The sequence below is a fragment of the uncultured Rikenella sp. genome (assembly GCF_910577125.1).
Taxonomy (GTDB): domain Bacteria; phylum Bacteroidota; class Bacteroidia; order Bacteroidales; family Rikenellaceae; genus Rikenella.
The window spans coordinates 1-13,834 of record NZ_CAJTMN010000057.1; the positions used below are offsets into that span (position 1 = coordinate 1).

Consider the following 13,834-nt stretch of genomic DNA (forward strand, 5'->3'; position numbering starts at 1 on the left):
GGTAGACCCGGCCATTTGTGAGTGCGACACGCACCGTTTATTCCGAGAGGCAACGTAACTGAATACCGAATGCACGACTTGGCCCGTCTTGTGCATTGACGACCGTTGTGCAGAAATAGAGATCCACGCCTCCCAGAGAACTGGGGGTAACCGACCAGTTGAATCCCGCATTCCCGACTAACCAGTGTATCCCTTCATTGTAGTTGCGGCCGCCCGGGGCGGGGTGTGAATTCGCACATGAAAAAGCAGGTAGAACCTGGGAGAGATTACCTGACCCGCTCCAGCACCGATGCCGGAAGATTGCCCAGATTCCCCTGCCAGTAAAGCTCCCCTTTGGAATCGACCAGAATCGTGTAAGGCACGTACTGGACATGGAACGCCCGATAGACCTTCCCGTCCGGATCCGAACCGATGAAGTAGCGTTCCCCGTATTTCGCCTTGAGCGAATCTGTCACCGCTCCCGCCTTTCGGGTCAGCACCACGATCTGAATGCCCCGGTTCCCATTCCCGTGGCGGTGTCGGATCTCAGCCAGCCTGGGGAAAAACCGGGCTGACGTCGCATTCTCCGGAGCATAAAACTCGATCAGCATCGGAGCCTCTGCCCGGGGAGGCAGTGTGCTCCATTCCACCCCCTTGAAGTCCGGCACGCGTGAGCCGATCACCAATTTTTGCGCCTGCGTCGCGATCGAGCCGCTTCCGAGCGTCAGGCCAAGTAAGAGAAGCAGTTTTTTCATCATCCGGTCGGGTTAGTCCGCCAACTGTTGCATTTCGATTAGCTTGTGATAGATGCCTTCGATCGCCATTAATTCGGCATGCGTTCCCTGCTCTACGATCCGTCCCGCCTCGATCACGATAATTTTGTCCGCATGCTGGATCGTGCTCAGCCGGTGGGCGATCACCAGCGACGTCCGCCCCTGCAACAGCGACGAGAGCGAATCCTGCACCAGTCGTTCGCTCTCTGTGTCCAGCGCCGAGGTCGCCTCGTCCAGAATCAGGATTTCCGGGTTGCGCAGTACCGCCCGCGCGATCGAGATCCGCTGCCGCTGTCCCCCCGAGAGCTTCATCCCCCGGTCGCCGATATTGGTCTGGAACCCTTGTTCGGTCGCCATGATGAAGTCGTAGGCGTTCGCCACCCGCGCCGCTTCCATCACCTCCTCCAGCGTTGCCGAACGGTTCCCCATCCGGATATTCTCCTCGATCGTGTCGTTGAAAAGAATGGTCTCCTGCGCTACGATCCCCATCTGTGCCCGCACGCTTTCAACTTTGTAGTCCCGCAAATCCGTGCCGTCTATCAGAACCGCCCCGCTGTCCGGGTCGTAGAACCGCGGGATGAGGTCGGAAATCGTCGATTTTCCTCCTCCCGAAGGCCCTACCAAGGCCACGGTCTCTCCTTTCGGAATCGTGAACGAAATGTCCCGGAGCACCTGTTTCTCTTCATACGAGAACGAGACGTTCCGGAACTCGATCCCCTCCGTAAACTCGGTCAGCGCCGTGGCATCCGGCCGGTCGGTAATGACCGGTGCCGTGTCCATCATCCCGAGGATACGTTCTCCGGCGGCAATCCCCTGGTTGATGTTTCCGAAAGCGTCCGCAATGGCGCGTGCCGGCCGTGTCACCTGCGAGAATGCCCCGAGATAGGTGATGAACGCCGCCGCTTCCAGCGCGCCGTTCAGAATCATATTCCCCCCGTAGACCAGAATGAACGACAGCGAAGCGACTCCCAGAAATTCGCTCATCGGCGAGGCGAGCTGTTGTCTTCGGGCGATATACCGCATGATGTCGGAATATTTTCCGTCGAGGGCGCGGAATTTTCGGTCGATATAATCGGTCGCATTGTATCCCTTGACCGTCTTGATGGCGCCGAGCGACTCGTCGAGCAGCGAGACCATCTCGCCGAACGCCTCCTGTCCTGCGGTCGCCGACTTGCGCAGCCGTTTGACGATGTAGCCGATGAACAGGGCGATGACCGGAAGTACGGCCAGTGTGAACAGTGTCAGCGGGAACGATATCTTGATCAGCAGGATGAAATAGCCGGCCAGCAGGAAAGGCTCTTTGAAGAAGACCTGAAACGTGCTGGTGACGCAGAACTGCACGACTTGTACATCGGATGTGATTTTGGAAATGATGTCTCCCTTGCGTTCGTTGCTGAAGTAGCCCACCTGGAGCCGGATCACACGGTCGAACAGCGTGTCGCGGATCTGTTGCAGGGTGTGGATGCGCAGGTTTTCGAGAATCCGTTGGGCCAGATAACGGAAGGTGTTGCTGAGCAGTACGATAACCACTGTCAGGATGGCCAATGCCACCAGAATGTCTTTCGTGCTGTATCCGGCTCCGGCCACCCGGTACAGACCGTAGTTGAGCAGGGCTTTGAAGTAGGCGGTTTTCAACTCGAAGGCGGGCATCTGCGTGACGGCTTTTACCATCGAATCGGCATCGAACATGGCCTGGATGATCGGGATCAGCATCGCGAACATCAGGGTGTTGAAGATCGTGTGGAGCAGGATGCAGATGAAATACGGCGCGGCATAACGCCCGTAGGGACGGCCGAACCGGAGGATGCGGAAGTAGGTGTTCATGCGGGTAAAGATAGCGGTTTTTTCCGGTTCTGCGCTTTTCGGCTTTTCCCGGCGCATCCGCATATTACAGCGGATCGGCTTCGGCGATGGTCCGCACCGTCGGAAAAGCCTTGCGCACCCGGGCCAGCGCCTCCGTCAGAATGGCTTTGGCCCGCGCCACCGGCCGTTCACGTTCGATGCGCAGCAGGATGTGGAGCATGTGCAGGTTCTGTATCCGGTCGACCTGCGGTTCGTAGGGCGGCGAGACGCGCCGGCCGAACCGTTCGCGCAGCAGGGCTTCGCACAGTTGTGCCGCCGCCGCCGTCAGCGACTTGCTGCGGTGGCGGAAGGTGACCCGCAGCATCCGGACATAGGGCGGATAGAGCAGCTGGTGCCGCTCCTGCATCTCGTGGCGGTAGAAACCCTCCGTGTCGTGGTTCGTCACGGCGATCAGAACCGGGTGGAGCCGGTGGGAACTCTGAATGACCAGCTCTCCGCTCCCGTCCGCCGGGAGCAGGGCTTTCAGCTGCATCAGCAGCTGAAAGGCCCGTTCGGCGGCCCGGAAGTCGGGGTGGGCCAGCAGGCTGTCGGCATGGATCACGCCGACGAGTCCCGTCTGGTCGCCGCTCCGGGCCGTGCGGGCCACCATCTGTGTTCCGACCAGAATCTCGGTTTCGCCTTCCGCGAAGTCGTTCAGGATCCGTCCCGCCGCTCCTGCGCCCCGCATCGTGTCGGTGTCCATCCGGGCGATGCGGATGTCGGGAAAGAGTTCGGCCATCTGCTGCTCGACGCGCTCCGTGCCGATCCCCCGCGGCGTCAGGGCCTGCATGCCGCAGGCCGCGCAGGTCGGGGTGTAGGGTTGCGACCAGCCGCAGTAGTGGCACACGAGTGCCGAGGTCTCTTTGTGGTAGGTGAGGGTGACGTTGCAGTGGGGACAGGTCGGTGTCGCTCCGCAGGCCGCGCATTCGACGTAGGGGGCGAATCCGCGGCGGTTCTGGAAGAGGACGACCTGCCGTCCCTCCTGCAGGGTCTCTTCGATCCGGCGGCGCAGGTAGGTGGAGACGACTCCCCGGCCGCGCTCCAACACGGTGACGCGCGGTCGCCGGACATCGTCTGCGGCCGGCACGGCGACCGATCCGTATTTGCCGCCTTCGGCGCGGGCGTTGAGCCAGCTCTCGGCGGAAGGGGTCGGGCTGACGAGCAGTGTCCGGGCTCCGTGCAGCCGGGCGAGCATCAGGGCCGTGTCGCGGGCATGGTAGCGCGGAGCGGGATCGCTCTGGCGGTAGTTGGGGTCGTGTTCGCGGTCGACGATAAGGAGTCCTAACCGCTCGAAAGGCAGAAAGAGGGCGGAACGAGTCCCGACGACGATTCCGACGCTCTCCGGCTGTTCGATCATCCGCTGCCAGGCTGCGCTCCGGGCGCGGTCGGTGAGGCGGGAGTGGTAGACGAGGCAGCGGCTTCCGAAAGCGGCCTGCAGGGCGTTGGTCAGCCGGGCGGTGAGCACGGTGTCGGGTACGAGCAGCAGGGTCTGTCGTCCGGTGCGCATCTGTTCGGCGGCGAGGGCGGTATAGAGTGTGGCGAGGGTCTCGCCGTGTCCTGCGATTTCGCCGCTCAGCAAGAGGGTTTCGTCGGTCTCGAATGCGTTTTGAATCGACTGAAAAACGGGGGTGTCCGTGGTTGCCGGCGCTTCCGGCAGGGGTGTGGTGTCGCTCTTCGCCGTCGCCCGGTGCAAGGTGGACGGGACGATCTCCTGCTGTTCCAGAATGCCTCGCTCGACGAGCCGGAGCACGATGGCGGCGGGTACCGTTTCGGTGATGTCGGCCCGGCAGACCCACAGGGTCTGCGGATCGTCCGGTGTCAGTACCGGTTCTCCGTCCGCTCCGCCAGGCAGGAAGGAGAGGTAGCTCAGCAAGGCTTTGCACTGTATTTTGGCGCGTCGGATCTCTTCGAGCGTTTCGGTGATTTTCGAGGCGGAGCGGTACCCCGCGGCGAGTCGCACATACAGCTCGGCGGCCGGTCGATAGCTCCCGTCGCGGATTCCGGCGGGTACGGCGGCTTTGAAGACTTCGCCGGGGGTGCAGAGGTAGTAGTCGGCGATCCACTCCCACAGCCGGAGCTGTTCGGGCCGCACGAAGGGCCGGTCGTCGAGGATTTCGAGGATCGGTTTCGGCGGATTTTTTGATTCGGGCGGTGTGTCGTGCACGCGGAGCACGATGCCTTCGCAGACTTTGCTCTTCCCGAGCGGCACGCGCACGCGCATCCCGGCTTCGACCGGCCGCTCTCCGGTGAGGCGGTAGGTGAAGGCTCTCGGCAGGGCGAGCGGCAGGAGTATGTCGGCAAAGGCCGGGGTCATCGTGTGGGGTTAAGGCTATCTGTTTGTTAGGGTAGACACGGTCAATGTTGGGGTAGCGGCTGCCGCAGCGAAACGCAAGTTTCGCCCGTCCACGGGACGCGGGGCCTGTCCGGCCGACGCGTTCGCGTCATGGCGGCCGGCCGTTATTACTTTTGTTATAGCTTAACGCGCGCCACGCCTTAAGAGGGAAATCGTCAAAACTCGCTTGCGTGTTTTGACTGGATTTCCCAAGGCGCGCGGATAATGCCTGATTAATTTACCTTGAGCAAGCCCGCTAACGTTATTCGGCTTCCGTCTTTGGGTTCTAAATCAATCTCTTTTCTCTGTTCCGCTCGGGCCGCGGGGGCCCCTACTTTCTACTATGTGGTAGAAAGTAGGCAAAGAGCACATTCAAGGGGGACTCACATCCCCCTTGAAAATCCCCCGACGATTCCTGTTAGGGTAGACCCGGCCATTTGTGAGTGCGGTATGCACCGTTTATTCCGAGAGGCAACGCAACTGACGACCGTAGGCACGGGTGTGCGCGTAGCTGGGACTGAGGTACTGCGTGTAGAAGTACAAGAACACGCCGTAAGTCCCGCTGACAGCAGACGACCAGCTATAGCCGTAGTTGCCGACGCCGTCCGATACGCCCGAACCGGCACCGCGGTAGCCCGGGGCGGGGCTGTTTCCGTTTATTCCGAGAGGCAACGCAACTGACGACCCGTAGCACGGTTTCCCGCATTACCTGCAAAGAACCTCTGTGTGCTAAATTCCAACGTTATGCTCACAATCCCGTCCGTTGAGGACGACCAATTGTACCCGTCACACCCGACATTGCCCATCGCCCCCGTGATACGGCCGCGGTAGCCCGGGGCGGGGCTGTTTCCGTTTATTCCGAGAGGCAACGCAACTGAAAACCGTGGGCGCGGTAGTCCGAGTAGCTGGTGCTGAGGTGCTGCGTGCCGAAGTTTAAGAACACGCCGTTATTCCCGCTGACAGCGGACGACCAACTGTACCCGTAGCGGCCGACGTTGACCAGCGCGCCCGTATCCCGATGGCGATAGCCCGGGGCGGGGTGATGCGGGGCGAAGCCTGCGGGTTTATGGAATGTTGTTTTTAGTCTGTCGGTTCGGCCTGTCGCCCACCTCCCGAGGCGCTTCACGCCTGAGCAACAGGGCTGGCGGTTCTCCGAACCGCAACAGCCGTGTTTTGGTCTTTGGGTTTCGGACTACGCGCTCCCCGGATGGGCCGAAGGCCCAGCGCGCAAGCCCGGCGATTCTGCGAATCGCGCTACTCGCTCTCGGCCCAAAGCACTACCCCGTGTCCGCCTCACTGCGGCTCCGCTATCGCTCCGCCGGTGCCTCCGGGCACTCCGAAATAACAGCCTCTACCCTACGCGCGCTGGCGGAAATCTTGTTCAAAGCGCAAGTCGCTTTGAACGATTTCCTACTCCAGCGATCGCGCGCGGTTGAGCTTTGTTCGCATTTCTCCGTGCGCCTTGGCGATTCATTCTATATTCGGCTTACGCCGAAATAGTTGAATCGCCTTTCAAGGCGTGGCGCGCGGTGGTTTGAGGGTACTGTGCTCAGGCCGCGCGGGCCCCACTTAGTAAGGCAGAAAGAACCCTAACAAAACACCCAACGGGTGCGTGGACGGGCGATGCTCACGCATCGCTGCGGCAGCTTCTGCTCCGTTCTCTGCTCGCGCGCCTGGACGATTCATTCTGTTTCGGCGTGAGCCGAAACAGTTGAATCGCCTCCTAAGGCGTCGGCGCGCGATTGGTTTGAGGGAACTGTTCTTTTTAACTTCGCTTCGCTCGTTTTCCTCCTCGCCGCTCGGCAATTCGCAAACTGCGTTTGCATTGCACTTGCTGGCAGCGTCGGTTGTGAACAAAAAGAACCAAAAAAACTTTATGATAGCTACGCTACGCCTTACGCTCCGCAAGACTCATTTTCGAGCATCGAAGAAAAATTTTAGTGCAGGAACAATTCCACTTCGACAGGTTGCAGCTCTCCGTTGTCCGCCTCTTTCGGCGTGACGAACGAAACCCGCTGCACCTGACCCGCATTGTCCGTGAATTCCGCAGTCAGGTCTTTGCCGAACGGCAGGTAGAGCGTCAGGTAGTCGTTCATGTCGGCCGTCGGCCCTGCCGTTTTGCCTGCAGCGACCATATTGCCCTCCGCATCCGTGATGCGGATATCGCATGCCGCGCGATCCTCGCTGTCGCGTCCCCCGTTCCGATCCCGGAACGCCCGGATGATGACCGGCGCCCCGTTTTTGGCCTCCGCCATCTGGGCGTTGTAGAGGTCGATGTAGAAATCCGTCACATCGATCCCCGGCACGTTGCGGTTATCGAAATCCCAGACCATCGGGAAATGCAGACCCGTCGGTCGCCACGAAGTGGCGTACATCCAGTAGATCGGGTCGCTCTTGTCCGCCTTGCCGGCGCGTTCGAGGAACCAGCTGTGGTTCAGCGCCGGGGTCGGGTAGTACTCCGTGAAGTACCACTTGCCGTCGATCCAGAGCTCCGTCCAGTTGTGGTTCCCCTCCTTCGAGACCCACAGCGGCGTCCCCGCGATGCGCGACGGAATCCCCATCGTCCGGAACGCATCCGTCAGCAGAATCGAAAGCCCGCTGCACGACGCCATTCCGATCTCCATCGACTCGCCCGGCGACTGGTGCGGTTTCCGACGCTTGGTGTTGTACTCCACTCCCACGAGGTGCTGCAACTGCTTGTTAATGGTGTCGATCGCCTGACGGACGTCGATCATCCTCTCCACCAGCGGGTAGAGCTTCTCCCAGAACATCGCCCGCCACGGTTCGCGCCGTTCGTTCATCGAGGCGTAGGGCAGCACGTCGTTGTAGAAGACCGAGTCCGGCAGCGCCTTGGCCCACGGGAAGGTCTCCCGCGCCCGGTAAGCCCACTCCACCTCGCCGAGCAGGAAGTCGGCGGTCAGCGTATCCCGGTCTCCCTCGGGCATATAGGCGATCAGGTAGGCCATCCCTTCGCGTTGCTCTTCGGGGGCGCGTTCCATGGCTGCGGTCAGCTCCCGTCCGTTGTCGCCCGCCGCGGCGATGTTGGCATACAGATCGGCTGCCAGCTTCGGGTCGAGTCCGTACGGTGTGCCGGTACACGAAAAGGCCAGCGTTGCAGCCGCCAGTGTGCCTAAAAGTGAAATCTTTTTCATCGTTCGTTCTGTTTTGGATGCGTGTGGCAACAAAGATAGGAATAAAATGTGCCCGGAATGATACAAAATTACGTAAGGACGGCCCCATATCCCACGCGGGATATGGGGCCGTCCTCCGGTGGTCGTTCGGTAGGCTGCCTGCTACTCTTCGTAGAAGAGTTCGAGGGTAGCTGTGTATCCGTCGCCGTCGTCGATCCCGATTTTTGAAATGTATTCACCGGCGAATTCATATTCGTATTTTACGGTAAATGATTCTCCGTCCGCATCGGTTAGGGTAAGTTGTTTCGGCAGGTATTTCGAGCGCGTTCCTCCGATACCCAGCAAATAAGCGTCAAGGATCGCGGGGTCGTCGATGATGTCTCCGAACAAATAATTGTTACCGATCAAATCCAGGTTGAGGTTGTTCGGCACGGATGTATTCGGGGTAAAGTCGATGGTATAAGTCCCGTAATATCCTCCGTCTTCGATCTCTTTTTCGGCAGTGGTATATTTTTCCAGACTGCCGTCTTCCCCCACCGTCAATTCACCGGTATAGGTGTCGGTTATACCTTCATTCGTTAGCGAAAAAACGATTCCGGTTAAATAACCGTTGGCCGAATAAGTGTACTCCTTGGTCTCACATATTGAACCGTCCTCTTTATCTTCTTCGATGCAGTTTGTAGCTCGTCCATTTTCTACCAGAAATTCTACTTCCCAATCTACCACCTCGTCGTAATCGTGGCTGATTTTGATTTTGTCTTGCAGGTATTCGATTCTCGAACCTTCATAAAAAGAATCACCTGTTGAGCTGGTTTCGATTCGAGTCAGTCTGCCTGTTTCGTCATAGGTATAGAGTGCCGTGTGGGTCTCTTTCTCTCCATCCACCTCTTCTGTAAGAAGAGATTTTACAATCTTTTTCGGCAGGATCTCCGGCGCGGCGGTGAAGTACATCTTGCCCAACGGCCACTCGCCGCCGTCCTGTTTCAGGATGACGCTCTGTTCGCCCGACACGGAAGAGGGGGCCCTAAAGGTGATGGAGGTCGAGGTGCGGTCGGTCACGGTGGCCTGTACGTCGCCGTCGGCTTTGGTCGCCACCCCGCGCAGCCAGATTTCGCTGCTCGAGGTGAAGCCGCTCCCCTGGATCGTTACCGCCGAACCGGCCGGGATGGGGTTCTCGGCGCTCGAGGTCGGCAGGGTCGCGCCCGAGACCGGACAGGGCGTGCCGTTGTCGTCCTTCTTGCAGCCGAACATCAGGGCTGCGGTCAGCACAAAAAACAGAAGTTTTTTCATAACCATGAAAATGAAAATGGCCTCTTCCCGATACCCCGAAGCAGAGATGTAAACACTGGATTGAAAAGAAGAAGTGTGGGTATCGTGACTTTGTTTTCAGTTGATGAGGCTCTGGTAAACCTGCGAAAATAAAAACAAGCAACAATCCCACACCATACCCCATAAGACAAGGTATAGAGCAAGGGCTTTGGGCTCGTTCTCTTTTCGCAAAGAATTTTACCAGAATTCATCAACGAGAACAAACTCAAACACTTCTCATGTTTAAGCTGATATGTCTGCCCGGGTCGCGCGGACTCGGACGGGACAAAGATAGCTTAAATTTTCGGAACGGGAAGTGTTCACCGCCTGGGTCGTGGGATTGTTGCCGGGGCGAAAGTACGGATTTCTTCCGTCTTGAGCGGAAATTGACCGAGAATCGTTAATTTTGGAGGTATGATGAAAAAACTCTGTTTGTGGATGCTCGGGGTCTTGGCGTGGGGTGGGGCGGCCGGCCAGTCGCTGCGCGTGACTCCGGCCGTGGTGCGGATGGGGGAAATCGCTCTCCGGTCGAAAAACCGGGTCGAGCTGGTTTGTGTCAATGTCTCGGACAAACCGTTGGTCATCAGGAATATAGAGGTGGACTGCACCTGCACCAAACCGGCGTGGCCCAAAGCGCCGGTGATGCCGGGCGACAGTGTGCGCGTGGCGGTGACCCTCACGCCGACCGACCGGGGGGCTTTCTACAAGACTGTCCGCTTCGTGACTGCTCCGCCGGCCGAACCGGCGCCGCAGGTGGTTCTGCGCGGGAAAGTTTATTGATTTCGGTCGTTGTTATTTCAGAAACAAAACCCTAACTTTGTCGTTATCGGTTCCGATACGGGTGCCGTGATTAATCCAAACTTTTAATAACCACCATGTTATGAATCTTTCTCACATCGAACACCTCGGCATCGCGGTCAAGAGCCTCGATGCGGCGATCCCTTATTACGAAAAGGTACTCGGGCTCAAGTGCTATAACATCGAAGAGGTGGCGGATCAGAAGGTGCGCACGGCTTTCTTCAAGGTCGGACAGACAAAAATCGAACTCCTCGAACCGACCTCCGACGATAGCGCGGTCGCCAAATTCATCGAAAAACGGGGCGAGGGGATTCATCATCTGGCGTTCGCCGTGGCGGACGGGGTCGCAGAAGCGCTGGCGGAGTGCGACTCCAAAGGGGTACAGCTCATCGACAAGGCGCCGCGCCGAGGGGCGGAGGGGCTGAACATCGCGTTCCTTCACCCGAAGTCTACTATGGGGGTGCTCACGGAATTGTGCGAAAACCCTGCCGATAAATAATCTTTCACTCTTTTTTATCGTTCATTGTGCCGGCTGGAACTGCCGCTTTTTGGAAAAAGCGGCACCAAAACCGACGTAGCAGCCGAGTTGCCATCAAGTTTACTTGAATGGCCGAGGCGCAAGGAGGAAACCTTAAGGTAAACTTTTAGATAGCTACGCTACTCCTTAGGCTCCGCAGTCCTCATTCTTCGAGATTGCTTTTGGGTCGGGGCAACGGCGCGCTTAATGTGAGTCTAACCCTATGCGCGCCGTTGCTCCCGGCCCAAAGAAGAGTCCGAGAGTTGGGCCGCCGGCAAGTTTTAGGATGCGAAGCATCCTCTAAAGTTTTTCTGGTTCTCTTTGTTCACAAAGAGAACAGTACCCTCCTGGGCAGTGAACGGATAAAGAGTATAAAATTAGTTACCAAGCAAGTTACAGAAATAAAAATGAGTGTCAATCAGGAAAAGATAAAAGAGCTCGTCGCCAAGCGCGAGCAGGCCAAGCTCGGCGGCGGTCAGAAACGGATCGACTCCCAGCACGCCAAAGGAAAGCTGACCGCTCGGGAGCGGATCGACCTGTTGCTCGACGAAGGGAGCTTCGAAGAGTTCGACATGTTCGTCACCCATCGCTGTTCCAACTTCGGGATCGATAAGGAGTCGTACTACGGCGACGGCGTCGTGACCGGATACGGGACCATTGACGGGCGGCTGGTATATGTTTTCAGTCAGGACTTCACCGTATTCGGCGGGTCGCTGTCCGAGACCTTCGCCGCCAAGATCTGCAAAGTCATGGATATGGCCATGCGGAACGGGGCTCCGGTGATCGGGATCAACGACTCCGGCGGCGCCCGGATCCAGGAAGCCGTCAATGCCTTGAGCGGCTATACCGAGATATTCCAGCGGAACATCATGGCCAGCGGCGTGATTCCGCAGATCTCCGCCATCATGGGGCCGTGCGCAGGGGGGGCGGTTTATTCGCCCGCTTTGACCGACTTTATCTTGATGAACAAAGGCACCAGCTACATGTTCGTCACCGGACCGAAAGTGGTGAAGACCGTGACCGGCGAGGAAGTGACCCAGGAGCAGCTCGGCGGCGCTTCGATGCACTCCACCAAGTCGGGCGTGGCGCACTTCGTCAGCGAGAACGAAGAGGAAGCGATGGCCATCATCCGGAAACTGCTCAGCTATCTGCCTCAGAATAATCTGGAGGATGCTCCGCTGGCGGTCTGCACGGACGACATCGACCGCGTCGAAGACGCTTTGAACGAGATCGTGCCGGACAATCCGAACAAGCCGTACGACGTGCTGGAGGTGATTCATGCCATTGTCGACAATGGCGAGTTTTTGGAATCACAGCGGACTTTCGCACCCAATATCGTGACCGGGTTTGCGCGGTTTAACGGGCAGAGCGTCGGGATTATCGCCAACCAGCCGAAATACTATGCCGGGGTGCTGGATATCAATGCTTCTCGGAAGGCGGCGCGGTTTGTGCGCTTCTGCGATGCGTTCAACATTCCGATCGTTACGCTGGTGGATGTGCCGGGTTTCCTGCCGGGGACGGCGCAGGAGTACGGCGGGATTATTACCCACGGGGCAAAACTGCTGTTTGCCTATGGCGAGGCGACGGTGCCGAAGGTGACGGTTATTTTGCGGAAGGCGTACGGGGGGGCTTATTGCGTGATGAGCTCCAAACATTTGCGGGGCGACTTGAATTACGCATGGCCGACCGCTGAGATCGCGGTGATGGGGGCGCAGGGCGCCGTCGAGGTTTTGATGGCCAAGGAGGCTAAGGCGATCGAGGACGATGCGAAACGGGCCGAATTCCTGGCCGAAAAGGAAGAGGAGTATCGGCAGAAGTTCGCCAACCCGTATGTGGCGGCCAAGTACGGCTATATCGACGACGTGATCGAACCGCGGAACACCCGTTTCCGGATCATCCGCGCGCTTCAGTCGCTGGTGACCAAGAAGGTGGTCAACCCGCCGAAGAAACACTCCAATATTCCGTTGTAAGACCGCGCGTTATGATGAAGAGACTCTTATTTTCGTTCGGCCTCGCCGCACTTTGCGCGGCGGGCTATGCGCAGGGACTGAAGGATATTCGGATCAACGAAGTGCTGGTCGATAACCGGACGAGCTACGTCGACGACCACGGAAACCACGTGGGGTGGGTGGAGCTGCACAACACCGGCTATTCGAACGTGAACATCGGCGGCGCCTACCTGACGGTGCGCCGGGGGGATATGTCGCGGACGTATCGTATTCCGAAGAACGACGCGCGGACGCTGATTCCGCCGCAGGGCTACGTGATCTTCTTTGCCGACAGCACCTCGAACCGCGGGACGTTCCACACCAATTTCGTATTGGACGAGACGGGCTATCTGGCCTTTCTGGATCAGGGGCGGAATGTGGTGGACTCTATCGTTTACGACGTGGCGGCTCAGTTGCCTGACGTCTCGATCGGCTGGACGGACGATCCGGAGACCGGCGAAGAACGGTTCGGCATGCTGGCCGGAATCACGCCGTTGCAGGCGAATGAAATCGAGGAGCGTATGCCGGCTTCCGAGAAATTCTTCCTGCGCGACCCTTCGGGTGCGGTGATGGCCATTACGGCCATGTCGGTGGTCTTCTCGGCGCTTGTCCTGCTCTACCTGATTTTCAAGAACGTCGGTCGGGGGATGACGCGGGTGATGCGCTCCAAGGAACAGAAAGCGGTCGCGGCCATGCCGGAAGAGGTGCGGCCGACGATCGATCCGTCGGGACAGCTCCTGGGCGAGGAGATCGCGGCGATCGCTATCGCGCTGCGCAGGTATGAGGAGGACTTGCACGACATCGAGTCGCATGTCCTGACTATCAACCGGGTGGCGCGTGCCTACTCGCCGTGGAGCTCCAAAATCTACGGACTCAACAACCAACCCGTTCGAAAGTAACCTTGCTCCATTTTTAACCGTTCTTTTATCTGTGTCTACCCGCATGGAACTGTACCTTTTCTGAAGAAAAGGTACCCAAAAGACTTTTAGATAGCTACGCTACGCCTCAGGCTCCGCACTCCTCAATCTTTGGGATTACTTTTGGGCCGGGGCAACGGCGCGCTTTATATGTAGGCTAAACCTTTAGCGCGCCGTTGTTCCCGGCCCAAAGAAAAGTCCGGGAGTTGGGCCGCCGGCAGCTTTAGGATGCGTAAGCATCCTCTAAAG

General features: G+C 58.5%; 12 protein-coding genes. 4 read left to right on the plus strand and 8 right to left on the minus strand.

Annotation, left to right across the window (positions count from 1 at the left end; all coding sequences use genetic code 11):
• Window positions 1-266: 266 nt before the first annotated feature.
• The 8 genes from QZ292_RS06980 to QZ292_RS07015 all read right to left on the minus strand — a co-directional run bounded on the left by QZ292_RS06980 (window position 267) and on the right by QZ292_RS07015 (window position 9,347).
• Window positions 267-734 carry a hypothetical protein gene (locus QZ292_RS06980; protein WP_294599785.1) on the minus strand — a complete coding sequence of 156 codons (468 nt, stop codon included), beginning with the start codon at window positions 732-734 and terminating at the stop codon, window positions 267-269.
• A 12-nt stretch (window positions 735-746) separates the two neighbouring features.
• Window positions 747-2,576: an ABC transporter ATP-binding protein gene (locus tag QZ292_RS06985; RefSeq protein ID WP_294599788.1), complete on the minus strand. Its 1,830-nt coding sequence runs from the start codon at window positions 2,574-2,576 to the stop codon at window positions 747-749.
• A gap of 64 nt (window positions 2,577-2,640) precedes the next feature.
• Window positions 2,641-4,908, minus strand: coding sequence for a primosomal protein N' (gene priA / locus QZ292_RS06990; RefSeq protein WP_294599790.1), 2,268 nt, complete (start codon window positions 4,906-4,908; stop codon window positions 2,641-2,643).
• Window positions 4,909-5,385: 477 nt separating this feature from the next.
• Window positions 5,386-5,598, minus strand: a complete 213-nt coding sequence (locus QZ292_RS06995) for a hypothetical protein (protein WP_294599792.1) — start codon at window positions 5,596-5,598, stop codon at window positions 5,386-5,388.
• Window positions 5,583-5,795 carry a hypothetical protein gene (locus QZ292_RS07000; RefSeq protein ID WP_294599795.1) on the minus strand — a complete coding sequence of 71 codons (213 nt, stop codon included), beginning with the start codon at window positions 5,793-5,795 and terminating at the stop codon, window positions 5,583-5,585. The genes QZ292_RS06995 and QZ292_RS07000 overlap by 16 nt, the downstream gene beginning before the upstream one ends.
• Entirely contained in the window at window positions 5,780-6,052 is a 273-nt protein-coding gene (locus tag QZ292_RS07005) for a hypothetical protein (RefSeq protein WP_294599797.1), read from the minus strand. Before QZ292_RS07005 ends, QZ292_RS07000 begins: the two co-directional genes overlap by 16 nt.
• Before the next feature lie 811 nt (window positions 6,053-6,863).
• On the minus strand, window positions 6,864-8,078 hold the full coding sequence (locus QZ292_RS07010) for a transglutaminase-like domain-containing protein (protein ID WP_294599800.1): 1,215 nt from the start codon (window positions 8,076-8,078) through the stop codon (window positions 6,864-6,866).
• A gap of 141 nt (window positions 8,079-8,219) precedes the next feature.
• A complete protein-coding gene (locus QZ292_RS07015; RefSeq protein WP_294599803.1) occupies window positions 8,220-9,347 on the minus strand; it encodes an IPT/TIG domain-containing protein in 1,128 nt (375 codons plus the stop codon).
• Between the two features lie 432 nt (window positions 9,348-9,779).
• On the opposite strand from QZ292_RS07015, the gene QZ292_RS07020 reads away from it, so the two are divergent.
• The 4 genes from QZ292_RS07020 (at window position 9,780) to QZ292_RS07035 (ending at window position 13,567) form a co-directional block, all read left to right on the plus strand.
• Entirely contained in the window at window positions 9,780-10,145 is a 366-nt protein-coding gene (locus QZ292_RS07020) for a DUF1573 domain-containing protein (protein ID WP_294599806.1), read from the plus strand.
• A gap of 100 nt (window positions 10,146-10,245) precedes the next feature.
• Window positions 10,246-10,662: a methylmalonyl-CoA epimerase gene (mce, locus tag QZ292_RS07025; RefSeq protein WP_294599809.1), complete on the plus strand. Its 417-nt coding sequence runs from the start codon at window positions 10,246-10,248 to the stop codon at window positions 10,660-10,662.
• A 425-nt stretch (window positions 10,663-11,087) separates the two neighbouring features.
• Entirely contained in the window at window positions 11,088-12,650 is a 1,563-nt protein-coding gene (locus QZ292_RS07030; protein ID WP_294599812.1) for an acyl-CoA carboxylase subunit beta, read from the plus strand.
• 11 nt (window positions 12,651-12,661) lie between these two features.
• Window positions 12,662-13,567: an OadG family transporter subunit gene (locus QZ292_RS07035; RefSeq protein WP_294599816.1), complete on the plus strand. Its 906-nt coding sequence runs from the start codon at window positions 12,662-12,664 to the stop codon at window positions 13,565-13,567.
• Window positions 13,568-13,834 lie beyond the last annotated feature (267 nt).